We start from the raw sequence: 24,192 nt of genomic DNA, 5'->3' as shown, positions 1-24,192 counted from the left end.
TTTTTTTTTGAATTTTACGCAACCTTTTCAAAACTAAATCATCTACAACAAACAAAACCCAAAAATACAAAGATGAAAAAGCTAAGTTTATTATTAGTTCTTGCGATCTCTCTTATTAGTTGTAATAGTGATGATGATGGTCCGAGTATCGCATACCAATATGCCAGAATCACGAACCACAATTTGCCTGCTTTTATTGATTATGAAGAGAGCTACGATATAAAAGCAACCTTTACGCTACCCGATGCCTGCCATACTTTTTATGCATTCGATGGAAAATCTTACGAAAATGAAGATGAGGAAAATATCTTAGTTTACGATATTGTGGCTTTAACATCCTACGATCCAAATGTTACAGAGTGTACAGAGCAAACAACTAGTTTATCTAAAACAGAATCTCTATTCAGAAATGGCTTTAAGCTAAATACTGTTACCCAAAATGAAGATCGCTATGATACTGTTCGATTTCGTTTTGTAAACGGCGTTAATACTGCAACAAATGAATACGAGTTTTTAACAGTAAACGTTCCCGTAGGAGAACCAGAGCCTACTCCTGAAGAACCAGCAGAATAAAAGATTAATCATTATTTTTAAAAAGCTGAAATTATATAATTTCAGCTTTTTTTATTTTAAGCCACGCAACCTTTTAGATTTCAGCGTATCTATACATTATAAACCAGGAATAGAAATATTCAGAAAAGAGAATATAAAAGCATGAATCCTTATCCTAAGAACAGGTAACTTAGGAAAGACTAAACTTGTTTTTATTAAATTACAGTTAGCATAAAAATCTGATAAAAAAAACAGATAACTAAGGCATAAGTAACCAACTAAATTCACACGATTTTTTGACGCTAGAAAAGCTCATAAAAAGATGTAAAAAAAAGGATATTAAAGCACAGGAAGAGCTTTACCGGTTATACTCCGGGAAGATGTTCGGCTTATGTTTAAAATATTCTGATAGCTACCAGCAGGCTGAAGATAATCTGCAGGATGGCTTTATGACCATATTCGACAAAATTGGTCAATACAATAATTTAGGATCATTTGAAGGTTGGATGAAAAGAATTGTAATAAATACCGCTTTACAAAAGCACAGAAAAGAAAAATTATATAGTATAGCAAACGAAAATCAAATAGAAGAAGCTACAGTAGAATATGAAGAATCTTCTTTGCCTTTAGATTTTTTATTAAAAATCGTACAGCAATTACCGCAACGTTACCGCGAAGTATTTAACCTATATGTTTTAGATGGTTATTCCCACAAAGAAATTGCGAATATGCTGAATATTTCTGAAGGTACTTCTAAATCTAATCTATCAAGAGCCCGACATATATTGAAAGATAATATCGAGAAAAGTCAAATTAATTCTTCTGCAAAAACCCTATGAAAGAGAGAAAGAATATAGATCGCCTTTTTCAGGAGAAGTTCAAAGATTTTGAACAAGCTCCCAGAGAAGAAGTATGGAAAAATATAGCAGGCAAATTGCAGGAAAAGCAAGAAAAAAAGCCGTTTATTTTACCATTTTGGTATAAGCTTGGCAGCGTAGCGGCTGTTTTAGCTCTAATTACAACTCTAACTTATATTTACCTAAACCCTGCAAATTTAACAGAGCCCCAAATCTCTATTGATATTGAAAAATCAGCCCTTCCTAAGATTGAAATGCCTGTAGATTCTACACTGAAGAGCGCTAATAATATTCTTGAAGAGATTGCAGGCCGGTCTGAATATTCAGGCGCGCCAAGTAAAGTTTCCAGAAATAATTCAGGGGCTAGTACTAATCAAAATAATGCCATTACAAATAATCAAAATTCTACTTTTAATAATAGCATTTCAGCAAAAACAGAAAAAAATAAAAGTTCAAACCAATCAAAAAACGAACAACAATTAGCAAATCTTGAAAATGAAAATAAGAAAATATCGACGAAAAATCTCCAAGATGAAATAAATAACGAAGAGATCATTAAAAATGATCAAGAAGCTCAATTTGCTGTCGCAGATTCTTCTAAAATTAAAGAACAGCAAGAATATGAGAATGCATTAGCAATTCTTGAGGAAGAAAAAAACAAGGAAGCTACCTCTGAAGATTTAAAAATAGCATCAAACAAAGCTGGCAAAATTAGTATTGCTCCTTTTGCAGCACCTGTATATTACGATAATTTAGGAAGCGGTAGTGCAATAGATCCCAATTTTGCAGGTAATCAAACCAATAGCGAGGTTACCATGTCTTACGGTATAAAATTAGCATATGCTATTTCTGAAAAAGTAAAAATACGTTCTGGGATTAATAAAGTGAATATGAATTATAAAACCAGGGATATTGTTTATAACTATGCCATGGCGTCTAACAATCTTGCTAATATTAATTACGAAAATGGAAGCGAGAATATTAAAATTACGAGTACCAGTTCTAGAAGTAATGGTGATGCTTTTGATAGCCCAGTGACTTCACCAGAAATTAATAATTTTGCGAATTTAAATATGCCTGTAGAGTCGGGTTCAATAAATCAAAGTTTTGGATATATTGAAGTTCCGCTTGAAATCGAATATAACTTGATCGATAAAAAAATTGGACTGAAATTAATTGGTGGTGCCAGCAGTTTATTTTTAGATGAAAACTCGGTAAGTGTTAGTTCCCAAAATGGAGAAGTAGAACTGGGAGAAGCAAATAATTTAGAAGAACTAAGTTTTACGACCAATATTGGGATGGGTGTAGATTATCAACTCAACGATAAATTTCGGTTAAATTTAGAACCAACCTTCAAATATCAATTAAATAGTTTTAATAATGTTGATGGCGTGAAGCCGTTTTTCTTCGGAATTTATACAGGATTTAGTTTCGAGTTTTAACCAATTAATTTACGGTTGGATTGTTTAATTCCTGAAGAATAACCTCCCTGTTTTGCAGCTTTAGTGCTTTACGGTCTTGCTGGGTTTTCCCTTTGGTCGATATAAAATCGTGGATCTTAACTCTCAATTTCCCAGGGCTTCCAGAAAAGAAAGTGTAGGAAAAACGCTTTTTAGTATCGTGAAATGTTAGCGGAACGATAGGTATTTGGTGGTCTATAGCCAGCTTAAAAGCTCCTTCTTTAAATTCGTCTAAAACAATACTTTCATCGTCGGGAACGCCACCTTCCGGAAAAATACAAATGCTGTTGCCTTGCTTTAATCTTCTTTGCGCTTCATTAAAAACCGCTTGCCTACTTTGTGGATTCTTGCGATCTACCAGAATACAGGTACGTTTATAGAAAAATCCAAAAATGGGAATTTTCACTAGTTCTTTTTTCCCAACAAAAACAAAAGGATGATTTATCGTAGAAAGCATTAACATGATATCGATAATAGAACAGTGATTGGCTACAAACATATAGCTGTAGCCTTTTTCCAACTTCTGCCCACCAACAACTTTGCGATAAAATCCCATTCCAAAAATGATAAATTTGGCCCACATTCTTGCGCAAAAGAAGAATTGAGGATAAAATCGCTCCGATGAAGTAAACACTACCAATATAGGTAACATAATGATTATTGGCACTACGAGTAAAACATAGAACCAAATTCTCCATACCGCAATAGCAATATTTTTTAGAAAACGCATAGATTCCAAAAGTAGTAAATACAATCAAGTCAATTCCACAAAAAAAGTACCTTTGTATAAAAATTTAATTACTACATGTCTAGAATACTAACGGGAGTACAAAGTACAGGAACTCCTCATTTAGGAAATTTACTGGGGGCTATTATGCCTGCTATAAGAATGGCGAACAGCCCAGAAAATGATTCCTTCATTTTCATTGCAGATATGCATTCTCTAACACAAATTAAAGATGCTGAAACTTTAAGAAATAACACCTACTCTGTCGCTGCCACATGGCTTGCCTGTGGTATTGATATAGACAAAACGGTATTTTACAGACAAAGTGATATCCCTCAAACCAGTGAGCTTACCTGGTATTTAAGCTGCTTTTTTCCTTATCAACGACTTACTTTAGCACATTCGTTTAAAGATAAAGCAGATCGTTTAGAAGATGTAAATGCCGGGCTTTTTACGTACCCAATGCTTATGGCTGCAGATATTCTATTATATGATGCTGAAATTGTTCCTGTTGGGAAAGACCAATTACAACATTTAGAAATTACCAGAGATGTAGCTTCTCGTTTTCACGCTAAAATGGGAGAAACTTTTGTAATTCCTGAAGCTAAAGTAGAAGAAAACATCTTGTTTGTTCCCGGCACTGATGGTTCTAAAATGAGTAAATCGAAAGATAATACCATAAATATTTTTCAGACCGATAAAAAACTGAGAAAACAAATTATGGGAATTCAAACTGATAGTACTCCGCTTGAAGAACCCAAAAACCCAGATACCTGTAATGTTTTCAATATCTATAAATTATTAGGATCTGAAGAACAAACCGCAGATCTACGCCAAAAATATGAAGCTGGTGGTTTTGGTTATGGCCATGCAAAACAAGCTTTATTCGAATTAGTAAAAGAAACTTTTGCTGAACCGCGTGAAAAATATGAATATTACATCAACAATCTTGAAGAAATTGATAAAGCTTTGGCCATTGGGAAAGAAAAAGCAACAGCTGTGGCTAGTGATGTTTTAAAGCGTGTTCGCCAAAAATTAGGATATTAATTACGATCTAAATTGCTTCAAATAATTTACCGGGCAAAGGTCTAATAACACCTTTAAGTTCCATGTTCAGTAAAATTGAAGCGGTTTTAAAAGTTGGGAAATTACAGTAGAGCGCTATCGTATCTAATTGTGATTTCCCTTTTTCTTTTAGATGATCGTAAATTTGTTGCTCTTCAGAATCTAAATCGACAAATAATTGCTGCTGGACGGGTTTAATTTCTTCCTGAAGTTTCCATCCCAACATATAAACCAAATCGGCTGCGCTACTTAATAAATTGGCATTATTCGATTTTATAAGTTCGTTACAACCTTTACTATATTTATCACCAGGACGGCCGGGAACGGCAAAGACTTCCCGATTGTAAGAGTTGGCAATATCTGCAGTAACTAAGCTTCCGCCCTTCTCTGCACTTTCTATAACTACCGTAGCTTCACTTAAACCGGCTATAATTCGATTTCTCTTTAGAAAATTATTTCTTCCGAAGTTATCAGTACTCCAAAAATCGCTAAAAAACCCGCCATTTTCTAAAACGCTGTCTACATATTTTGCATGGACTTTTGGGTAAATTTGATTGAAACCATGCGCTAAACAACCAATAGTTTGCAAATTATTCGCGACAGCAGCCCGATGCGCCGCGATATCAACTCCGTATGCAAATCCAGAAACAATGATAGGATTAAGCGGACTAAGTTCCTCGATAAATTGCTCAACAAAAGACTTGCCAGCGCTGGTGATCTTTCGTGTTCCTACAATACTTATAATTCGGTGATGTTGAAGCTGAATATTTCCTTTTGAAAACAGCAAAATTGGCGAATCATGGCAGTGCTTCAATTTTTCGGGATAATTTTGATCTTCAAAATAATGCGTCTTTAATTGTTCATTTTGGATAAATTCGAGTTCGTTTTCTGCCGCTTCAAAATTCGCAGGATCTAGTAATCCTTTCATTTTAAGCGCTCCAATCCCTTCAATTTTCAATAAATTTTGTCGCTTTTCTTCGAATATTGCCCTAGCACTTCCCAATCTAGCAATTAACTTTTTTGCGGTTCTATCTCCCAGATTAGGAGCTTTTTGGAGTGCTAAGACGTATTTTAGATCATTAAAATTCATCCCATCGCTTTCCTCTAAAATTAAACAAAAAAGATTTGTTAATAAAAATTGTTTCTCTATTTTTATATACTTCACTTTCGTCTTATTTTTGCATTTATGAAAATAGCTAACTACATACAGGATTTACTTTACCGCTACGAATGCGTTATCGTACCGGGATTTGGTGCATTTTTATCTCAAAGAGAATCGGCGTTTCTTGATGCTGAAACAAATAGTCTTTATCCACCAAAGAAAACGGTATCCTTTAATCGTCAGTTAGTTAAAAACGACGGATTATTAGCAAATTACGTTGCTGAGGCTGAAAGTATTAATTATACGACAGCGCTTAATAAGATTGCAGATTTTGTACATCAGTTAGAGAGTTCTCTAAAAGATCAAGATAAAGTTGAAATTACGAATATTGGGCAGTTTACTGTTTCTGAAGATTTTACACTTCAGTTTGAGCCTTTTAATAAAGTAAATTATCTGGCTGATTCTTTTGGACTGGATGTGGTTCATTCAGCAAAAATTCAGCGTGAAGTTTACAAAACTCAGGTTCAGGAAATTGAAGAAAAAGCACCTATTCATTTTACTCCTGAGCGTAGAAACCGCAAAGCCGCATTTCTTAAATATGCTGCAGTAGGAATTCTTGCAATTGGTTTATCGGGAATGGCTGGTTTAAATATTTACAGCAATCAAGTTGCGGAACATAATATTGCTGAACAACAGGAAGCTGAAAACCAATTACAGCAACAAATTCAAGAGGCTACTTTTGTTATCGATAATCCTTTACCGGCAATTACTTTTAATGTAGAAAAGCAATCTGGCGACTTTCATTTAGTTGCAGGAGCTTTTAGAGTTGAAGAAAATGCCGAGAAAAAAGTAAATGAACTTAAAAAAGAAGGTTACAAAGCCCGACTTATAGGAGCGAACAAATACGGACTTCACCAAGTAGTATTTTCTAGTCATAAAACCAGACGCGAAGCAGTAAATGCACTTAACAAATTAAAGAGAGAAGACAAAGCAGCTTGGCTACTTGTACAGGAACTTTAATCTTTTTTTAGTGCTTTTTACCTAAAAGCTCACTATTATTGCCAAAAACTGGCAAATATGGATTCAAAATACCCAAAAGATTCTAGAACTACATTAACCGACCTTGTTTTACCAAGCGAGACCAATCCCCTAAATAATCTATTTGGTGGAGAATTGTTAGCTCGCATGGATCGTGCAGCAAGTATTGCAGCAAGAAGACATAGTCGCCGTATTGTAGTGACTGCATCTGTAAACCATGTTGCTTTTAATAGAGCTATCCCTTTGGGAAGTGTAGTTACGGTTGAAGCAGCTATTTCTAGAGCATTTAAATCGTCTATGGAGATCTTTATAGATGTTTGGGTAGAAGATCGTGAAAGTGGTCTTAGAAGTAAAGCAAACGAAGCTATATACACCTTTGTAGCTGTAGATGAAACAGGAGCTCCAGTGCCTGTTCCTCCATTAAAACCGGAAACAGATTTAGAGAAAGATCGTTATGATGCCGCTCTACGAAGAAAACAATTAAGCCTTGTTCTTGCCGGAAAATTAAAGCCTAATGATGCTACTGAATTAAAAGCATTGTTTAAGGACTAAATTTATCCATTAGGGTTATGCAGATGAATGCGTAACCCAACTCCAAAATCCATTAAAATATGATCGTTTAAATAATTATCATAGGCCTCATTTTGGATATCCATATTTAAATAATACGGTGATACTTTCGCAAAAACTGCTAAGGTCTGGTTGAAGCGATAACCCAAGGCTACTCCTAGCTTATAACTTATTCCATTTTCACCAAAAGAGTTTGGAGAAAAATTAACCAAATTTCTAAGATATACACCTGCAACGCCTCCGGTTAGATGCACATTAACTTTCTGATCGATAGCGTAGTAATATCCCAATTCAAGCCCATATTCGTTAAACCTTGTTTCGTTTATATTTCCTATTTTTTCAATATTAGTGACTTCGCTCCCGTGCCATTTTCCATAAAGACCAGCAGTAAATTCAGGAACAATAAAAATGTGGACGCCAAACTGAATCCCCTGATCTAATTGATAATCGTTGTTAAAACTAGAATTACTTATTCCTAATGGGTAAAAAGTGGATAAATCGAAAAAAATGGTTTCTGGATCTTCAGGTTGGTACCAGTTTCGATGTGCAGCGATCTCCACATCGCTTTGTTGCGCCTGAAGAAAAGTGTAGCTAAAAATGCCGAATATGAATAGTAACTTTTTCATATAAAAATGGGTGGTGCTGAAACTAAAATTCGAAATTAAAACTATTGCTTTCTGAAGTAACTTTTACAATCGTATCCCTTTCTACTTCATCGTTTACAGTGTAATTAATTTTTATACTGCTACCTTCGGGAATCGAAAATGCATCCATAAAACTGGTATTCTCTTCATCTAATTTTAGATAATTTCTAATATAATTTTCAGGTAAGAAATTATTCTCCTGAGAATCATAGAGCCCCAGAGATTGCTTTTTCTTAGGATACATTAAAACAACTTCCAGACTGTCGGTCTGCGCTCCCATTGTGATATTTAGGTTCACATTCCTAATTCTACTTAATTGGACAAGTTTAAGGTTAATGATGCCTTCTCTTCCTTCGATATTAAGTGAATCGATAAAGCTTAATGAAGAGTAAGCGGGAATATAATCTTTAGAATATTCTGGATTAAAATTAATTATTAAACCACGATTGTAGGAAACCAGCGACACAAAATCTACTCTACCTAAATCTTTACTTTTTGATTCTCCTAAAATATTATATTCAGATTCTCTATCGGTAGTTACATTTACCGGAATATTTTTTAAAGCAACATTACTAGAATCGGTTAAAGTTGCAAATACTGCCAATCGCTGATTTTCGGTTACCAAAACCTCATCACTAGTACAAGCAGATAGTCCTACTAATAAGACTACAATCGCAACACCTATTTTTTTCATGATCAATATTACATCAATTAGATGCAAAATACTAAAATGGGTTGCTTTAAACACTAAAAATTAACGGTTTATAATCCAGCTTTCAGGATTGTATTTATTAGTATTTTGAAATATTAAAAAGTGTAAAGTCGTTTTTCCTGTGCTTTTACTGGTGGCCACCACACCAAGTTCCTGCCCGGTGCTTACATAATCTCCTTTACGAACAGCAACACTCTCTAAATTATCATAAATGGTGATATAATCTCCATGCCTTAACATCACAGCCTTATTTGCTCCTTTTAAGATCTGAACTTCACTAACGGTTCCTTCAAAAACAGCTCTGGCCTTACCACCTTTGTCGGTATCGATATTTATACCGCTATTGTTTATCGAAATATTACGAACTACAGGATGCGGTTGTTTCCCAAACTTCATACTAATGGTACCAGCTTTTACAGGCCAGGGTAATTTTCCTTTGTTGCTGGCAAAGTCTTTAGCCAAGGCTTTTGCTTCAGGGGATAATTCAAAAACATCACGTTTTGCTGAACCCGATTTTTTATTGGTTTCTGCGATCGAAGCTTTAATCATCGCATCGATCTTACGCTCAATTTCGTCAATTTCTTGCTGAGCCTTTCTTATTTGCGAAGCGAACTGGCCTTCTTTTGCCGTAATGGTTTTCATTAATTCTTGCTGCGCTTTTTTATTTTCTTCTAAACGAGCTCTGGTTTTACGATTCTCTGCAATTAATTTATCTTTTTCTTCTTTTTGATTAGCAAGTCGTGTGTTTAAACGTTGTAAATCGACTGTACGTGTCTTTATTTGCTCTCCTTGCTGTTTTCTGTACTCTGTGTATTGTTTTAAATATTCCAGCCGTTTATAAGCCTGTAAAAAACTTTCTGAAGACAACAAAAACATTATGCGGCTTTGCTGTGATTTACTACGATAGGATTTTTTAATCATTACCGCATAATCTGCCTTTAGCTCCTCTAATTCTTTTCTAAACTTCGCGATCTTCGCTTCGTTCTCATTCATCTCTTTCGTGAGAAGACTAGCCTGCCTGTTGGTTACTTGTATTAAATTTTCGGTGCTTTTTATTTGCTGATTTAAATCCTGAACTTCATTCAGAATTGATTTTTCCTTCTTCTTGTTGTTACTTCTAAGATCGGATATTCGACGAATTTCGTTTTGAAGTTCCATTCTTTTTTTCTCCAAAGCTTCTCTAGTACTTTGAGAAAATGAATTGGTAGCGACCAAAAAGGTTGCAGCAACAAGGATATATTTAAAGAAATTCAATTTCATTTTACAGAAATTTCATCGTAACCAGAAGGAATACTAAACGGAAAACTTACGTCACCGTCAAACTCAATCGAGCGATATTGGATGGTAATATTGGTACTTTCGCCACTTTCGTTGGCAATTATGGTAATAGTTTCAGGAAAAATTTTTCCAGAAACGGTTTGATAATCATCGTAAGTTACTGTTACACTTCTATTCTTATCTTCCTGAGCCAACTGCTGTGCTTTGGCTTTGTAAGTTTTGCTATCTAGCATAAACATTTTTTTTACCTCAGATTCTTTCTTCGGAAGTAATTGAAAACCTCTTGCAGATTCGCTTAATGTATAGCCATCTTTCCTAAGATCGTAAATCGCCTGACCGATTAATAAATTCTGAAGTTTATCGAAATCCAGCGGCGTTCCTAACCATTTACTTACTAAACTGAAATCGCCATCAAAATATGATTTTCCTACTTTTTCATAATAGCTTACTTTCTCTGGAGTGATGTAAACTTTTGCCATCGGGAAACCAAGAATACTGGCGCTCATCCAAATAGCTTTATCTTTTTCCATACGAAAACTTAGATTTACCGATTGTGATTTATCGAAGTTCTGGTACGTTGCTCTAAGTTTACCGGATATCGTATTAAAGTCAACTGCCTTATCGTAGTGATTTTTAATAACGCCAGATGCTTTAGCGTTACTCCTTTCGAAACCTGTTGCAGCTTTTTTTGTTCCACATGCAACAGTGGTGATGGTTATTAAGACAACAATTATTATACGTTTGATCATTTAGTTTCTTCTTTTAAAATTTTAATTGCCTTTGCTTTATACTCATTAGCACTCTCCTTATCCTCCATACCTGTATAAGACACCGAAATCTGCTGATAAAAATCGGCTTGCATTCTTGGATTTTCGATTAAAAAATCCAGTCCAAAAGTAAGAATTTCGACAGCTTCAGAATAATTTTTAAGTTTATTTAAGGCTACACCATTCAGTAAATAAAAAATTGGTTGTGCCGGGAAGATGTCCCTGGCTTCTGATGCCAGTTCGTTAGCACCTTCAAAGCGTTGTTGATCGATTCTTAAAATCACGGTGTTTTTTATCATTTCGAAATTGGATGGATCTTCCTTCAAGCCCATTTCAAAATAACGTAAAGCATCAGCTTTATTATTATTTTTTAGATAATATTCTCCTAATTTTCTATAAAGTGAAGGTTCATTTTCTAAGCTGGAAAGCATTTGACTTACTTTCATAAGCTCTGTTTCCCACTGTGGATTTTCGTTTACAAATAATAAAAAGTCGTTTAGAACTTTATATTTTGAAGCTGCGTCTATTTCTTCAGATCTAAAGACAATTTCCATAGAATTCACCGCATCTTCCGCCTGTTCTTTATTCAGAAAAAATTTATAAAGTGCTAAATGAGCAAGACTGGAACCGGGACTATATTTTAAAAGTTCTTGCGCGGTATCAAAAGCTTCTTCATCCATATCCTCGTCGCTATAAACATAGATAAGATTCAGGTAATTTTGCTCGTCTTCGGGATTTTCCTGAATAGCTTTTTCTAAACTGGAGATCTGAGCATCAATGTTGTTGGTACGCGCATAGATTTGGCGTCGCATCCTGGTGCGGTAACTATTCTTGCCGTATTGTTGGTCTAAACTATCGATTAGCGATAAAGCACTATCGTAATGATCGCTTAGAATATATAAATCGGCTAAATCTTCCCGGTATTTTTTATCGATTTTGATTAAATCTCTTAGAATTACAATTGCACTTTCGTAATCTACTGCTGCAATTTCATTTTCGTAATAATCCCCAAGAATATTTTCATCTTTCGGTTTAAGCTCCAGGGCTTTTATGAAATTTGGTTTCGCTTTATTATAGGCTTCTAATGAATAATAATTTTTCGCCATTTCGTAATAAACAATCGCTTCATTATCATCAATGGCGAGGCACTTTTGCAAAGCAGTATTCGATTTTTTATAATTTTCGATACCGCGTTGCTTTAGCGCTTCAAAAAAATATTCCTGAAAAGCGTCGTCTACTTCACCAAGATCAGTATTTACGGCAGCGCTATTTTCTTCTTTTTGCTGAAAAAATGCAAAGGCCTTTCCCGGTACCAGAAAAAGGATTCCTAGAAAGGCCAATATGAATATATTTTTCAACAAAGTAGGTTTTAGGATTTGGGTTCAATAACTATTCCAATACAGAATAATCACCGATACTGATTTGGGTAAATTCTCCGTTGAATTTAGCAAAATTACCAATCATGGCATTATTCAATTTTGCATTTTTCACTTCAGCAAAAGTTTGAATAAGACTGTTTTTTATGGTTGAATTTTCTATTTTGGTTCCGTTTCCTATAGAAACATTGGGACCAATCTTGGCATTGATTAATTCTACATTTTCACCAATAAAGCAAGGCTCGGTAATTTCAGAATCTTTTATTTTTACATTATTAGCGATCAACTTTTCGCCATCTTTATGTAAAAAGTTAAGCATTCTTCCGTTGGTTTGTACGGTTACATTTTTATTTCCGCAGTCCATCCATTCCTCTACTTTACCCGGCACAAAACGAAGACCGTTTGTCTGCATAGCTTTAATTCCATCATTGATCTGATACTCGCCACCATGAACAATATTATTATCCAAAACTTTTTGAAGTTCGCCTTTTAGAACAGCTACATCCTTGAAATAGTAAATCCCAATTACTGCAAGATCTGAAACAAATTCGGTTGGTTTTTCAACAAGCTCGGTTATTTCTCTTTTCTCATTTAGGCTTACAACTCCATAAGCAGATGGATTTTCTACCTGCTTTACCCAAATTACACTATCGGCATCTTTATCTAAGGTAAAATCGGCTTTAAAAAGAGTATCTGCATAGGCAATCACCGCAGGACCGCTTAGCGAATCTTTAGCACACATAATCGCGTGACCAGTTCCTAAGGGTTTATCCTGATAGTAAATTGTTGCCTTAGCGCCTAAGCTTTCTGCTATATCTTTAAGCTCTTTCTCTATTTTTTCTCCAAAATCTTCAGCAATAATAAAAGCAACTTCATCAACTTTTTCATCCAATACCTTTGCGATATCCTGCACCAAACGGTGCACAATAGGTTTGCCTGCAATAGGTATCAAAGGTTTTGGTGTTGTAAGTGTATGTGGCCTAAGGCGCGAACCTCTTCCCGCCATGGGTACAATAATCTTCATCTTTTTGTTTGTTTGATTCTATTATAAATATTAGGAAAAACCTAAACTTACTTTGTTCCCGTACTGCCAAACCCGCCAGCTCCGCGTACGCTATCTGTAAGTATTTCAACCTCTTCCCAATTAATATGCTCGTGTTTTGCAATTACAAGTTGTGCCACACGCTCACCATTTTCGATCGTGAAATCTTCATTAGATAAATTCACCAAAATTACACCAATTTCACCTCGATAATCGGCGTCTATAGTTCCTGGTGCATTTAAAACCGTAATCCCTTTTTTAGCAGCAAGACCACTTCTTGGTCTTACTTGTGCTTCGTAACCTACAGGAAGCTCTATAAACAATCCTGTTTTTACGATTGCTCTTTCCAATGGTTTTAGAGTTACCGGCTCGGATAGTTCGGCTCTTAAATCCATTCCTGCGGAAGCTTCAGTAGCATAACTTGGTAAATCGTGTGAACTTTTGTTGATTATTTTAATCGTCATGATCGTTTTAAAATTTTCTTTATGTCTTCTTGTTCTTTAAAATACGTAATTCCCACAAATATGAGAACAAATAATACGGCAACTATATAATTTTGCCTGAAGTATATAAAACTTATGGCCGACAATGTTATAGAAAGTAGTAAATAAAATCCTATTTTCTTAACGTTATACGGTACACGGTAGTATTTTCTTCCGAAGAAATATGAGATAAGCATCATGCTCCCGTAAGCAGCCAAAGTTGCCCAGGCGGCAACCATAAAACCATAGCTACCAATTAGCGTTACGTTAATAACGATAGTAATTAACGCACCAAAAAGTGAAATATACATTCCCATTCTTGTTTTATCGGTAAGTTTATACCACACTGAAAGGTTATGATAAATTCCTAAAAACAGGTTTGCCAAAAGAATCACAGGAACAATCGACATTGCGACCCAATAATCCTCATCCCTGATTAAATACTCCTTAAAAACATCTATAAAACTCACTAAAACCAATAAAATCAATCCACCGGTGATTACAAAATAATTAAGGATTTTAGCATAAGTTGTTTTTGCATTTTTTGCTTTCGCATGATTAAAGAAAAAAGGCTCTGCTCCCATTTTAAAAGCCTGTATATAAATCATCATAAAAACAGCTAATTTATAACAGCCGGAATAGGCTCCCATAATTTCTTCGGAAAGGATATCTTTTAGCAAAAGTTTATCCAGGTTTTCATTAATAATGAATGAAATTCCTGCCAGCATTATCGGCCAACCGTACTTCCACATTTGCTTTAATAATGAAAAACTAAACTGTATTTTAGTTTTAAAGAAATAAGGAAGAAGGATTATAAACGTGACAATACTAGCAGCCAGATTTGCCAGAAAGATATAGCCTAAAATATCTTTTTCGCTAAAATGATCTAAAATATATTGTGGGGCAACCGCAGGGAATCTAGGAACAAGCCACAAGAGATATAAATTAATTGAAAAGACGATGCTTACATTTATAATTTTGATAGAAGCAAACCTTAACGGTCTGTTAGTTGCCCTTAAATAAGCAAAAGGAACAACCACCAATGTATCTAAAATTAAGACCGTAAACAGGATATTAAAAAAGAAAGGATCTAAGTCTAGAAAACTTATAAAAGGATCTCTAAAAAGCATTCCTAAACCAAAAAAAAGGAGCGTTGTGATAGTTAATGCAATAAAAGAAGTTGAAAAAACTTTTTGTTTCTCCTCTGCCCTACTAAAAAACCTGAAGAAAGAAGTTTCCATCCCATACGTAAGCAACACATTAAAAAATGCCGCCCAAATATAGAATGTGGTATTTATCGAATAATGCCCAGTACCTAATATTTCTGTATGTAAGGGGACTAAAATAAAATTTAGCAGCCTAGGTACCACAGTGGCAATACCGTAAATAATCGTATCCTGAAAAAATCGTTTTAAAGTGCTCAACAGGCGTTAGTTTTCCTGCAAATATCCTAATATTTAAGAAGAAAGCGACTATTTACGCTCCTCGATATTGTCTAATAAATAATATTTAATTTCTTTGTCTTCCTGATATTCTAACAATGCCTGATTTTTTTCGATCTTTATCGGGCTTTCTACCGGTCTTTGGGGCATTTTATTTCCGTATTCTTCTTTAGGATCTGAACTCATTACAAAGTCAGATTGTTTTACATTAAAAATTGCAGTGTAGCGATTTTGCACATTCTCGTCTTTTACAATTGGTGATTTTAATCCTTTGAAGTAGATATTCTTTAATTCAACGCGATTATTTTGGATGGCAATTACCGGAAGAAAAAAAGTCATTTGCCCCTTATCTGAAACATAATAAGCCTGCTGGAACTGTGCAGGAGCTTCTTCCTGAAGATCTTTATGACTTCTACAGTTGGTAAACATAGAAAAGATAATTATGCTGAAGATGAAATAGGCTGGTTTCATAGTAAAAGTTTTTTGATTGTCTAATAATAGAAATCAAATTGAATGCCAAACAAAAAATTATTTTATAGCTCTCCATTTAAAACCAAAAAAACCCGGACTAGCCGGGTTTTTAAATATATGAAATTAAATCTTTTAATTATTAAGAGCTTCCGCACCACCAACGATTTCAAGAATTTCGTTAGTAATAGAAGCTTGCCTTGCTTTGTTATAAGACAATTTAAGAGAATCTCTAAGTTCAGTTGCATTTTCTGTTGCTTTATGCATCGCCGTCATACGCGCACCATGCTCAGATGCAAATGAATCTCTTAAAGCTTTATACAATTGCATTTTTAAAGACTTCGGAATCAAATCTTTTACGATTTCCAGCTTTGAAGGTTCAAAAATGTAATCCAGTTGCACTTCCTCTTCTGTTTCAAACTTAGGTATTGGTAAAAATTGCTCGGTCATCACAGCTTGAGTAGCAGCATTCTTAAAGTGATTATAAACCAAAACAATTTTATCGTAATTCCCTTCAAGAAACTGATTCATTAAATCTTCAGCAATCACAGAAACATTTTCAAAACTAAGATCATCGAAGATCTCAGTATTGGTCTTATAAACCGTCAAGCTCTTCTTTAAAATGTCGTTAGCTTTTTTTCCTATGCTATAAAGATGAACATCTTTATCTGCATATTCTTTTGCTACTGCGTTTTTTACTCCCTTAATGATATTTGCATTAAAAGCACCAGCCAAACCTCTGTTAGAAGAAATAGCAACTACAAGTACTTTGTTTACTTCACGCTGCTCTGCATATTTACTGCTGCTATCGTCATCTAAGCTAGCACTAAGATCCTGCAAAAGCTGTGAAAGCTTTTGAGAATAAGGTCTCATAGATTCAATAGCATCCTGAGCTTTACTCAACTTTGCTGCAGATACCATTTTCATGGCACTGGTGATTTGCATGGTTGAGGAAACCGAGGTAATTCTGCTACGTAATTCTTTTAAGTTTGCCATATTTTTAAAATTGGACTAGCCTAAATACTAATAAAGAACAAAGAGTTAAATATTTCATTCACTCTTTGTTCAAAAACTTTTATCCTTTATATTTTTCAGATAATTCTTTTGCTACAGCTGCTAAAGTATCAGTAACTTCATCGGTAAGTTTACCCGCTTTAAGCGTATCCATTACTCCTCTATGCTTAGCATTTAAGAATTCTATATAATCTCTTTCAAATTCTCTAACCTTTTCTACAGGTACATCTCTTAGCAAGTTCTTAGAACCTGCAAAGATAATAGCGATTTGATCTTCTACAGGATAAGGATCGTTTTGTCCCTGCTTAAGGATTTCTACGTTACGCTTACCTTTTTCGATCACACTCATTGTAGCCGCATCTAGGTCTGAACCGAATTTAGCAAAAGCTTCAAGTTCACGGAACTGAGCCTGGTCTAATTTAAGTGTACCAGCAACTTTCTTCATAGATTTAATCTGAGCCGAACCACCTACACGAGATACCGAAATACCAACGTTAATCGCAGGACGTACACCAGAGTTAAATAAATCTGAAGTTAAGAAAATCTGACCATCTGTAATCGAAATCACGTTAGTAGGAATATATGCAGATACATCACCCGCCTGAGTTTCGATAATTGGCAATGCTGTTAAAGAACCACCACCTTTTACTTTACCTTTAAGTGACTCAGGAAGATCGTTCATGGTCTTCGCAATATCATCATCATTAATCACTTTCGCTGCACGCTCTAGCAATCTTGAGTGAAGGAAGAATACATCCCCAGGATACGCTTCACGTCCCGGTGGACGACGCAATAAAAGAGAAACCTCACGGTATGCAACTGCTTGTTTAGATAAATCATCATAAACAATTAAAGCAGGACGACCTGTATCTCTAAAATATTCACCAATTGCAGCACCAGCAAATGGAGCATATACCTGCATTGGCGCAGGATCTGATGCATTTGCAGCTACAATAGTAGTATAAGCCAAAGCACCTTTATCTTCAAGTACTTTAGCAATACCTGCAACTGTAGAAGCTTTTTGCCCTATAGCTACATATATACAATAAACCGGCTCACCGGCATCGTAAAATTCTTTTTGATTAAGAATAGTGTCAATACAAACAGTAGTTTTACCTGTTTGACGGTCACCAATCACAAGCTCACGTTGTCCTCTACCTACCGGTACCATAGCATCGATAGATTTAATACCTGTCTGCATAGGTTCTGTCACCGGCTCACGGAAAACAACACCTGGTGCCTTACGCTCTAAAGGCATTTCGAAAGTTTCTCCCTCGATAGGTCCTTTACCGTCTATTGGTACACCTAAGGTATTTACTACTCTTCCAACAATACCTTCTCCAACATTTATAGAAGCAATTCTTTGTGTTCTTTTAACAATAGAACCTTCTCTAACTTCTTTTGAAGGTCCTAAAAGTACTACCCCAACATTATCTTCCTCTAGGTTAAGCACCATTCCTTCAAGACCACTGTCGAATTGAACTAATTCTCCGTATTGCGCATTAGAAAGACCATAAACGTTAGCAATACCGTCACCAACTGTAAGCACGGTACCAACTTCGTCTAAAGAAGCCTTTGCCTCGAATCCGGAAAGTTGTTTCTTTAATATTGCTGAAACTTCAGCAGGATTTACTTCTGCCATAATTATTTAAGATAAAATGCCTCGTTAGCTACGGGCGGTTTTTATTAAATTTTAGAAACGTAAGCGTTGCTTTTTATAAATTCTGTTTTCAACTTGTTTAAGTTATTAGCGACACTAGCATCATACTGAAGGTCGCCAACTCTCAAAACAAATCCACCAAGAATACTTTCATCAATCTTATTCTCGATTGTAGCTTCCCTACCGGTAAGCTCTTTTATTTTAGCCTGAATTTTATCTTCAAGCTCCTTTGTTAAAGGAACTACGGTGGTAACAACAGCATTTTGCACTAGAATAGAATCATCGAATAACATTAAATATTGCGTTGCCACAACTCCTAAAATATTAATTCGATTATTCTCTACAAGTAAATTAAAAACACCCTTGGTTAAACCATTTATATCTTTAAAAATCTCTTCTAAGATTTGTTTCTTTAGATTAGGCTTAATTATAGGGCTCGCTAAAGTAGATCTTAAATCTTCGCTTGCCGCGATAGTTTTAGAAATACTAAGCATATCTTCCTTTACATCTTTAGCTACTTTTTGATCGTTAGCTAATGTAAGAATTGCTTTTGCATAACGTTGTGCTGCTCTGGTTCCTTTCATCACAAAGTATTAGTTTAAAGTAACATCACCAAGCATGTTATCAATCATCTGGTGTTGTTTTTCTTTACTTGATAATTCTGTACGAACTACTTTTTCTGCAATTTCTATAGAAAGACTTGCTACCTGAGCTTTAATTTCTGCCATTGCAGCTTTTTTCTCAAGCTCGATGCTTTCTTTAGCTTGTGATACTATTTGATCTGCTTTGTCTTGTGCTTCTACAGTAGCATCTGCCATTACCTTTTCTTTCAGTTCACGAGCTTCTCTAAGAATTGCATCTCTTTCAGCACGAGCTTCTTTCATTAACTGCTCGTTATCTGCCTTTAGATTTTGCATTTCTTTTCTAGCTTCTTCCGCAGACGACAATGCATTATTTATAGAGTCTTCTCTTTCTTTAACAGCTCCAAGAATAGGTTTCCAAGCGAATTTTGCAAGAAGCAAAATAAGTACTAGGAAAACTATCGTTTGCCAAAAAAGTAAACCAATTTCAGGAGTGATTAAATCCATAGTATATTATAAAATTTTAATTTTTGGATATCATTAAAACCAGTTTCGTAACCAACCGTTACGAAACACTGGCTTTAATTTTTTGTTAGGACTAAGCTGGCACAGTTAGTACTCCTAGTAAAGCTGCTACTACTCCAAAAAGAGCAACACCTTCTACAAGAGCCGCAGCAATAATCATTGCTGTCTGGATTTTTCCAGAAGCTTCTGGCTGACGAGCGATAGCATCCATCGCAGAACCACCAATTTTACCAACACCGATTGCTGCACCGATAACTGCTAAAGCAGCACCTAAAGCTGCAAGTCCAATGTGTAAATACTCCATAGTAAAAAAAATTAAAATTAGAAATTAATGATGTTCGTGTTCTTCAACTGCCATTCCTATAAATAGAGCCGACAGCATGGTAAATATAAACGCTTGTAAAAACGCAACAAGCAATTCTAATATCGATATAAAAAGTGCAAATGGCACTGAAACTCCAGCGACTCCAACACTTTCAAGTATAAATATTAATCCAATTAAACTTAGTATAATAATGTGCCCCGCAGTAATGTTCGCAAATAAACGAATCATAAGTGCTATTGGCTTAATAAAAACTCCCATTAACTCTACTACTGCTAAAATAGGCTTAACAAAAGTTGGAATTCCTGGCATCCATAAGGTATGCTTCCAATAATCTTTACTCCCATTGATTAAAATCAAAGCTAATGTAAATAAACCTAAAGAAACAGTTACTGCGATATTCCCTGTAACATTAGCTGCTCCAGGTAATAAACCAATCATATTAGTAATCCAGATGAAGAAAAATACCGTTAAAAGGAATGGCATAAACTTCATGTATTTTTTCTCTCCAATTTGTGGTATTGCAATTTCGTCTCTTACAAAAAGAACGAAAGTTTCTAGAAGGTTATTAAATCCTGTTGGAGCGTGCTTATGCTTTTTATGATGTGCCGCCAGACTAGTAAAAATGATAAGCATGATAATAACGGTCAAAAATATAGCCGCTACATTTTTAGTTATCGATAAATCAATAGGTCGCTCTGCATTTAAAGGATGATGATCGGCATCAAATTCTATCTCGCTTGCGCCATCTTCTAATCTGTAGATTTTCTCGTGGAGATTAACGAATCTCATCCCGTCTTTCTCAACAACATGATGCCCTTCAGTATCATGGTGAAATTCACTAGACATAAAAGTAACCAGTCCGTTATCCGTATAAAGAATCACCGGAAGTGCTATAGTGAAAGAATTTTCTCCTTCTCCGTAGAAATGCCATCCATGGGCATCACCAATGTGGTGAAGAATCATTTCTGTCGCATTAAATTCTTTCTCAGCTTCTGCTAAAGAGTCCTCTTTTGATGCAAAAGAAAAAACCGGAAGTAAGGCTAGTGCAAATGTCACTATAATCTTTAACGATTTTTGTGCTATCATAATACCTGGTCTACTTATAAAATTATGGGCTCTAAATTTCGGTGCAAAGGTATACTTTTATTTTTTATGTGAAAGTTCCCGATTATTTTTTTGCCTCAATTTTCAAAATTCGTTGAACTGATTGATAGACAATCATTTGTTTCTATTTATCAATTTTACTGCAAAAGTGGTTTCAAAAATTAAAAAGATAAAATATGGCGCAAAAAAAGCAATAACCTGAACAAAAATTGAAACTTCATCATTTAGTAAAGCCGGCAGTAAAAACAATACTGCAGCAAACATTTTTAACAATCCCAATCCCATAAATACAAAACCGGTTTTGTCTTGAAAATTAAGATTTATAATCAGCAATATGGCATAAACTATCAAAGTTGCTAAAATATGAAAGGAATAATTAGCAACTGTACTGTAGTATAGGGTAGCCTCAACATAATTAGAAGTTATATAATACTGAATAAAAAATAAAATCAATGAAAAAGGCACAAAAACCTTCAGGAAATTTAAAAATGGTCGTCCCATCTATTCGTCGTCTTTACTTATGTTTTTTACGCTTCTAATCACCTGATATAGCGCCACAAAAACGCCTAAAAGCGATAATGAAATTGTAAATGCTGAAAATTTATTCGGAAATTTCTCGTCTAACCAAATACCAAGAAAAACGCCACCGGCTATAATAATGGCCATTTGGAAGCCAATGTTCACAAAAACAAGATATTTATTACGCTGATCGTTTTTCATGATAGGAGAATACTCTTTTTTTTAATAATGGTTTGTAAAAGAGAAAAAAGGCTTGGAAACTATATATTGTCGCGTAAATAATCCTTCAGATTTTTCTTTAAAAGAACTACTCTATAGTTGTTTGTTGAGATCGCAATAAAATCAATTTCTAACTCATATTCATCATTTTCCCGCAATAATTCTCCCAAACCTAAAGCCCGAATACGATCTTGCAAACCGTGCACCACCACAAAAATAGTTTCTTCGTTATAAATATCTATTGAAGTAGAAAAATTAGTATAGTCTAAATCGACCAAAGCGGAATCTATTTTCTGCTGAAGCGCAAGGGCAGCCTCTCTATTTTGGCTATCAAACTGATAGATCAGTTTATAATTGGTGGCTAAACTATCTTCTTGCAGCTGAAGTCTACTTAATTTAGGTAAAGCTCCGTTTATCATGTTCTTTGCCTTTTCCCCTTCTGCCGATTGAGGATAGGTTAAAGAAACATAGCTAAGCGATTTACGATATTCCTGCAAACCTCTAAGTCTTCCTATAGCCATCGCTTTTAGCAATTCAAACTTCGGAATAATTTCTTCGCCAGAATATCGGGTAATAAATTTATTACTTTCTGAAATTACTTCAGCAAATTGTTGCTCTTCATACAAACCGAAAGTCTCTTCATAACTTCTTTGCGCTAAGCTTTCTCCTGAGGCCAATTGTTGAGGATTCTGAATAAAAATAGCGTATTGCGAATCTGGATAATTAGACACAATATCATTTTTCATTGCGTCTTGCTTAGCATTCATATTTAATCTGCCGTAAGCTTTGTAAAGATTATATTTTGAAGGTAAAATTAACCGCTCTTCGGGATGGCTAGCCAACAATGCTTCTAATTTTTCTGTTGCTAATTGATATTCGCCAAATTTCTCGTTATAAATAAGACCCAATTGGTAATAAGCGTAATTTCGATCTTTATAAATACTATCGATTACCAAATTATCGTTTGGTAACTTATCTGCATAGGTCGCCGGGTCGAATCTTGGATCGCTAGAAAAATCAAACTCAGCTAATTCTTCTTCATTAGCTTCAATAGCACCGTTATTTCCTGTGGAAATCCAACGCCAATTATCCGCAAGTTTTCTATTTCCCCAGATTCTTAAAAATTCACGCTCTCCCCTAGCTTTTCGGCTTTCATTATAAAAATAAAAACTGCTTGTAGTTTCTTCGCCGGGAATACTAACATCCGGAACTCCGGGACCGGTATTATTTAAAGCCAAAGCTTTTTCAGTTTCACCGGCTTCTATTTCTTTTTTATATTCTTCCTTAAGCTTGTCTGTATACTTTGTAAAATAAGCAATTTGCTCTTCTCGAGGTAAATCGATAAGATTTAAGATGCTATCGTTTTTATTAGCAATTGCCTGATAAAAAATAATATCGTCTAAATTTTTACGCTTTTTTTGTATCGTTCGATATTCCCATAAATTAGTAGGCATTTCGTAGAGTGTGCTATCAAAATAGCTTGCAGCCGTTTGATATTCTGAACGATCAAAATTAATATTTGCCAGAATTTCATAATTAATTGATCTTAAAAACGGATCGCTGCTTCCTGGCGTTCTAAGCGATTTGTTATAGTACGTAATTGCGGTATCTAAAGAATCACGCTGATTGTAATATTCGCCAATCTGAAAATAGATTTTATCTAAAAATGGTCGATTTTCGCGATCTTCTTTAAGCTCGGTTAAGAGCTGTTTTAGTTGTTGATCGTCGTTTTCTTCAGGATCAAAATTTCTTGCCTTTTGGATATAAGCATTAATCATATAAATTCTGGGTGACTTTCTATTTAAATCAATAACCTCATCAAAAGCAAGATTCGCGTTTTTTGGCTGATTTAATAAATTATATAACTGGCCAATAATAAAAAAGTAACGCCCTTTTTCTTCATCTTTTTTAGTAAAATTAGCAGCGGTGGTTAAAGGCGCAAGTGCACTGTCTGGTCGTTGAAGATTAATATACGCTTGTGCCATGGCAGCTTTTGCATTGGCATATTCCTGATCTTCAAATTTTGCATTGTTTAAAATCCTTTTTAGATTTTTAATCGCAATACGATTATTCTCCAAACGAATATTGGTTTTTTCTCGCCAAATTTGTGCCGTTCTTATGCTGTTACTCGCAGGATATTTTTGTAAGATATAGTTGAAAGCTTCTAAAGCAGGTATAAAACGTTGATCGTAATATCGAGCTTTGCCAAGTAGAATAAAAGCTTCGTCTATTTGTGGATTCTCTTCTTTCCCATCAATCAACATCGAATGTCTTTGGATAGCTTTTGCTGCTTTTTTTTCTGCTATTCCAAAATTTTGATTTCTTACGCTATCGGGTAGCAAAATTTCTTCGTCGATCTGCATACGTTCGATAGGTAGCAAATCCCAGTAATTATCACTATAATTTTGGTTGAGTTCTTTACGCCCTGCTTCTAAAGCCAGATTGCCGTTATAAAGCGTATTATATTCCGCAGTAACGGAGTGCCAGCTTCGGCTAATAAAATTATCCTTCTTACGAGAACAAGAAATTACTGCTCCAAGAAGAAGAGCTATGAAAAAAAATTGTGTAAATCTCCTCAAAATCAACTCTTTCTTAATACCATCATAACTCAGTTACGCCACGTTTAGTGTGTAAAAATAAGTTTCTTTTTACAAATACAAAGA

At 34.9% G+C, this 24,192-nt stretch carries 26 protein-coding genes; 6 read left to right on the top strand and 20 right to left on the bottom strand.

All coding sequences use genetic code 11. The features are described from left to right. The first annotated feature begins 72 nt into the window (after positions 1-72). The 3 genes from PBT89_RS00370 (at position 73) to PBT89_RS00360 (ending at position 2,851) form a co-directional block, all read left to right on the top strand. Positions 73-573 (top strand): hypothetical protein, encoded by a 501-nt coding sequence (locus PBT89_RS00370; protein ID WP_270062903.1) that lies wholly within the window; start codon positions 73-75, stop codon positions 571-573. A 275-nt stretch (positions 574-848) separates the two neighbouring features. Then, entirely contained in the window at positions 849-1,391 is a 543-nt protein-coding gene (locus tag PBT89_RS00365) for an RNA polymerase sigma factor (protein ID WP_270059694.1), read from the top strand. Continuing rightward, entirely contained in the window at positions 1,388-2,851 is a 1,464-nt protein-coding gene (locus tag PBT89_RS00360) for a hypothetical protein (protein ID WP_270062902.1), read from the top strand. Before PBT89_RS00365 ends, PBT89_RS00360 begins: the two co-directional genes overlap by 4 nt. A 4-nt stretch (positions 2,852-2,855) precedes the next feature. Here the strand turns inward: PBT89_RS00360 and PBT89_RS00355 are convergent, their stop codons facing one another. After that, the gene (locus tag PBT89_RS00355) at positions 2,856-3,599 is read right to left on the bottom strand and encodes a lysophospholipid acyltransferase family protein (RefSeq protein ID WP_270059696.1); all 744 of its coding nucleotides are present in this window, start codon (positions 3,597-3,599) and stop codon (positions 2,856-2,858) included. Positions 3,600-3,674: 75 nt separating this feature from the next. Between PBT89_RS00355 and trpS the strand changes: the two genes are divergently transcribed. Further along, positions 3,675-4,643: a tryptophan--tRNA ligase gene (gene trpS / locus PBT89_RS00350; protein ID WP_270062901.1), complete on the top strand. Its 969-nt coding sequence runs from the start codon at positions 3,675-3,677 to the stop codon at positions 4,641-4,643. A gap of 7 nt (positions 4,644-4,650) precedes the next feature. Here trpS and dprA read toward each other — a convergent pair whose 3' ends face one another. Continuing rightward, positions 4,651-5,751: a DNA-processing protein DprA gene (gene dprA, locus PBT89_RS00345; RefSeq protein WP_270064283.1), complete on the bottom strand. Its 1,101-nt coding sequence runs from the start codon at positions 5,749-5,751 to the stop codon at positions 4,651-4,653. A gap of 96 nt (positions 5,752-5,847) precedes the next feature. Between dprA and PBT89_RS00340 the strand changes: the two genes are divergently transcribed. Continuing rightward, on the top strand, positions 5,848-6,783 hold the full coding sequence (locus PBT89_RS00340; RefSeq protein ID WP_270062900.1) for an SPOR domain-containing protein: 936 nt from the start codon (positions 5,848-5,850) through the stop codon (positions 6,781-6,783). Positions 6,784-6,840: 57 nt separating this feature from the next. After that, entirely contained in the window at positions 6,841-7,353 is a 513-nt protein-coding gene (locus tag PBT89_RS00335; RefSeq protein ID WP_270059700.1) for an acyl-CoA thioesterase, read from the top strand. Between the two features lie 2 nt (positions 7,354-7,355). Here PBT89_RS00335 and PBT89_RS00330 read toward each other — a convergent pair whose 3' ends face one another. The 18 genes from PBT89_RS00330 to porW form a co-directional block, all read right to left on the bottom strand. Then, positions 7,356-7,997 carry a hypothetical protein gene (locus PBT89_RS00330; protein ID WP_270062899.1) on the bottom strand — a complete coding sequence of 214 codons (642 nt, stop codon included), beginning with the start codon at positions 7,995-7,997 and terminating at the stop codon, positions 7,356-7,358. A gap of 22 nt (positions 7,998-8,019) precedes the next feature. Next, on the bottom strand, positions 8,020-8,709 hold the full coding sequence (locus tag PBT89_RS00325) for a hypothetical protein (RefSeq protein ID WP_270062898.1): 690 nt from the start codon (positions 8,707-8,709) through the stop codon (positions 8,020-8,022). Positions 8,710-8,769: 60 nt separating this feature from the next. Next, positions 8,770-9,987 carry a murein hydrolase activator EnvC family protein gene (locus PBT89_RS00320; protein WP_270062897.1) on the bottom strand — a complete coding sequence of 406 codons (1,218 nt, stop codon included), beginning with the start codon at positions 9,985-9,987 and terminating at the stop codon, positions 8,770-8,772. Then, the gene (locus PBT89_RS00315) at positions 9,984-10,754 is read right to left on the bottom strand and encodes a DUF4292 domain-containing protein (protein ID WP_270062896.1); all 771 of its coding nucleotides are present in this window, start codon (positions 10,752-10,754) and stop codon (positions 9,984-9,986) included. The genes PBT89_RS00320 and PBT89_RS00315 overlap by 4 nt, the downstream gene beginning before the upstream one ends. After that, complete coding sequence (locus PBT89_RS00310) at positions 10,751-12,130, bottom strand: tetratricopeptide repeat protein (RefSeq protein ID WP_270062895.1); 1,380 nt, start codon at positions 12,128-12,130, stop codon at positions 10,751-10,753. The genes PBT89_RS00315 and PBT89_RS00310 overlap by 4 nt, the downstream gene beginning before the upstream one ends. 31 nt (positions 12,131-12,161) lie before the next feature. Beyond that, positions 12,162-13,172 carry a sugar phosphate nucleotidyltransferase gene (locus PBT89_RS00305; protein WP_270062894.1) on the bottom strand — a complete coding sequence of 337 codons (1,011 nt, stop codon included), beginning with the start codon at positions 13,170-13,172 and terminating at the stop codon, positions 12,162-12,164. A 47-nt stretch (positions 13,173-13,219) separates the two neighbouring features. Beyond that, a complete protein-coding gene (gene dut / locus PBT89_RS00300; RefSeq protein WP_270062893.1) occupies positions 13,220-13,654 on the bottom strand; it encodes a dUTP diphosphatase in 435 nt (144 codons plus the stop codon). Then, a complete protein-coding gene (locus PBT89_RS00295) occupies positions 13,651-15,096 on the bottom strand; it encodes an oligosaccharide flippase family protein (protein ID WP_270062892.1) in 1,446 nt (481 codons plus the stop codon). Before PBT89_RS00295 ends, dut begins: the two co-directional genes overlap by 4 nt. Positions 15,097-15,144: 48 nt before the next feature. Then, positions 15,145-15,585, bottom strand: a complete 441-nt coding sequence (locus tag PBT89_RS00290) for a hypothetical protein (protein ID WP_270062891.1) — start codon at positions 15,583-15,585, stop codon at positions 15,145-15,147. A gap of 132 nt (positions 15,586-15,717) precedes the next feature. Further along, complete coding sequence (gene atpG, locus PBT89_RS00285) at positions 15,718-16,578, bottom strand: ATP synthase F1 subunit gamma (RefSeq protein ID WP_270059710.1); 861 nt, start codon at positions 16,576-16,578, stop codon at positions 15,718-15,720. 79 nt (positions 16,579-16,657) lie between these two features. Then, positions 16,658-18,238: a F0F1 ATP synthase subunit alpha gene (atpA, locus tag PBT89_RS00280; protein ID WP_270062890.1), complete on the bottom strand. Its 1,581-nt coding sequence runs from the start codon at positions 18,236-18,238 to the stop codon at positions 16,658-16,660. A 44-nt stretch (positions 18,239-18,282) separates the two neighbouring features. After that, the gene (gene atpH / locus PBT89_RS00275) at positions 18,283-18,840 is read right to left on the bottom strand and encodes an ATP synthase F1 subunit delta (protein ID WP_270062889.1); all 558 of its coding nucleotides are present in this window, start codon (positions 18,838-18,840) and stop codon (positions 18,283-18,285) included. A 9-nt stretch (positions 18,841-18,849) separates the two neighbouring features. Beyond that, positions 18,850-19,344, bottom strand: a complete 495-nt coding sequence (locus PBT89_RS00270) for a F0F1 ATP synthase subunit B (protein WP_270062888.1) — start codon at positions 19,342-19,344, stop codon at positions 18,850-18,852. 91 nt (positions 19,345-19,435) lie between these two features. Further along, on the bottom strand, positions 19,436-19,666 hold the full coding sequence (gene atpE, locus PBT89_RS00265) for an ATP synthase F0 subunit C (protein ID WP_270062887.1): 231 nt from the start codon (positions 19,664-19,666) through the stop codon (positions 19,436-19,438). A 24-nt stretch (positions 19,667-19,690) separates the two neighbouring features. Next, positions 19,691-20,773 (bottom strand): F0F1 ATP synthase subunit A, encoded by a 1,083-nt coding sequence (gene atpB, locus PBT89_RS00260; RefSeq protein WP_270062886.1) that lies wholly within the window; start codon positions 20,771-20,773, stop codon positions 19,691-19,693. Between the two features lie 132 nt (positions 20,774-20,905). Next, positions 20,906-21,292, bottom strand: coding sequence for a hypothetical protein (locus PBT89_RS00255; RefSeq protein WP_270062885.1), 387 nt, complete (start codon positions 21,290-21,292; stop codon positions 20,906-20,908). Beyond that, complete coding sequence (locus PBT89_RS00250; RefSeq protein WP_270059716.1) at positions 21,293-21,511, bottom strand: AtpZ/AtpI family protein; 219 nt, start codon at positions 21,509-21,511, stop codon at positions 21,293-21,295. Positions 21,512-21,570: 59 nt separating this feature from the next. Then, positions 21,571-24,108, bottom strand: a complete 2,538-nt coding sequence (porW, locus tag PBT89_RS00245) for a type IX secretion system periplasmic lipoprotein PorW/SprE (RefSeq protein WP_270062884.1) — start codon at positions 24,106-24,108, stop codon at positions 21,571-21,573. Positions 24,109-24,192 lie beyond the last annotated feature (84 nt).

Origin of the sequence: Zunongwangia sp. HRR-M8 (assembly GCF_027594405.1) — a bacterium.
Lineage (GTDB): Bacteria > Bacteroidota > Bacteroidia > Flavobacteriales > Flavobacteriaceae > Zunongwangia.
The sequence above is the reverse complement of the archived record's forward strand: the minus strand, read 5'-3'. Positions and strand labels throughout refer to the sequence as shown.

Excerpts from the sequence above, each read along its gene's own strand:
- PBT89_RS00370 (WP_270062903.1), top strand. The coding sequence starts at position 73 with ATGAAAAAGCTAAGTTTATTATTAGTTCTTGCGATCTCTCTTATTAGT.
- PBT89_RS00360 (WP_270062902.1), top strand. The coding sequence starts at position 1,388 with ATGAAAGAGAGAAAGAATATAGATCGCCTTTTTCAGGAGAAGTTCAAA.
- PBT89_RS00355 (WP_270059696.1), bottom strand. The coding sequence starts at position 3,599 with ATGCGTTTTCTAAAAAATATTGCTATTGCGGTATGGAGAATTTGGTTC.
- trpS (WP_270062901.1), top strand. The coding sequence starts at position 3,675 with ATGTCTAGAATACTAACGGGAGTACAAAGTACAGGAACTCCTCATTTA.
- dprA (WP_270064283.1), bottom strand. The coding sequence starts at position 5,751 with ATGAATTTTAATGATCTAAAATACGTCTTAGCACTCCAAAAAGCTCCT.
- PBT89_RS00340 (WP_270062900.1), top strand. The coding sequence starts at position 5,848 with ATGAAAATAGCTAACTACATACAGGATTTACTTTACCGCTACGAATGC.
- PBT89_RS00335 (WP_270059700.1), top strand. The coding sequence starts at position 6,841 with ATGGATTCAAAATACCCAAAAGATTCTAGAACTACATTAACCGACCTT.
- PBT89_RS00330 (WP_270062899.1), bottom strand. The coding sequence starts at position 7,997 with ATGAAAAAGTTACTATTCATATTCGGCATTTTTAGCTACACTTTTCTT.
- PBT89_RS00325 (WP_270062898.1), bottom strand. The coding sequence starts at position 8,709 with ATGAAAAAAATAGGTGTTGCGATTGTAGTCTTATTAGTAGGACTATCT.
- PBT89_RS00320 (WP_270062897.1), bottom strand. The coding sequence starts at position 9,987 with ATGAAATTGAATTTCTTTAAATATATCCTTGTTGCTGCAACCTTTTTG.
- PBT89_RS00315 (WP_270062896.1), bottom strand. The coding sequence starts at position 10,754 with ATGATCAAACGTATAATAATTGTTGTCTTAATAACCATCACCACTGTT.
- PBT89_RS00305 (WP_270062894.1), bottom strand. The coding sequence starts at position 13,172 with ATGAAGATTATTGTACCCATGGCGGGAAGAGGTTCGCGCCTTAGGCCA.
- dut (WP_270062893.1), bottom strand. The coding sequence starts at position 13,654 with ATGACGATTAAAATAATCAACAAAAGTTCACACGATTTACCAAGTTAT.
- PBT89_RS00290 (WP_270062891.1), bottom strand. The coding sequence starts at position 15,585 with ATGAAACCAGCCTATTTCATCTTCAGCATAATTATCTTTTCTATGTTT.
- atpG (WP_270059710.1), bottom strand. The coding sequence starts at position 16,578 with ATGGCAAACTTAAAAGAATTACGTAGCAGAATTACCTCGGTTTCCTCA.
- atpA (WP_270062890.1), bottom strand. The coding sequence starts at position 18,238 with ATGGCAGAAGTAAATCCTGCTGAAGTTTCAGCAATATTAAAGAAACAA.
- atpH (WP_270062889.1), bottom strand. The coding sequence starts at position 18,840 with ATGAAAGGAACCAGAGCAGCACAACGTTATGCAAAAGCAATTCTTACA.
- PBT89_RS00270 (WP_270062888.1), bottom strand. The coding sequence starts at position 19,344 with ATGGATTTAATCACTCCTGAAATTGGTTTACTTTTTTGGCAAACGATA.
- atpE (WP_270062887.1), bottom strand. The coding sequence starts at position 19,666 with ATGGAGTATTTACACATTGGACTTGCAGCTTTAGGTGCTGCTTTAGCA.
- atpB (WP_270062886.1), bottom strand. The coding sequence starts at position 20,773 with ATGATAGCACAAAAATCGTTAAAGATTATAGTGACATTTGCACTAGCC.
- PBT89_RS00255 (WP_270062885.1), bottom strand. The coding sequence starts at position 21,292 with ATGGGACGACCATTTTTAAATTTCCTGAAGGTTTTTGTGCCTTTTTCA.
- PBT89_RS00250 (WP_270059716.1), bottom strand. The coding sequence starts at position 21,511 with ATGAAAAACGATCAGCGTAATAAATATCTTGTTTTTGTGAACATTGGC.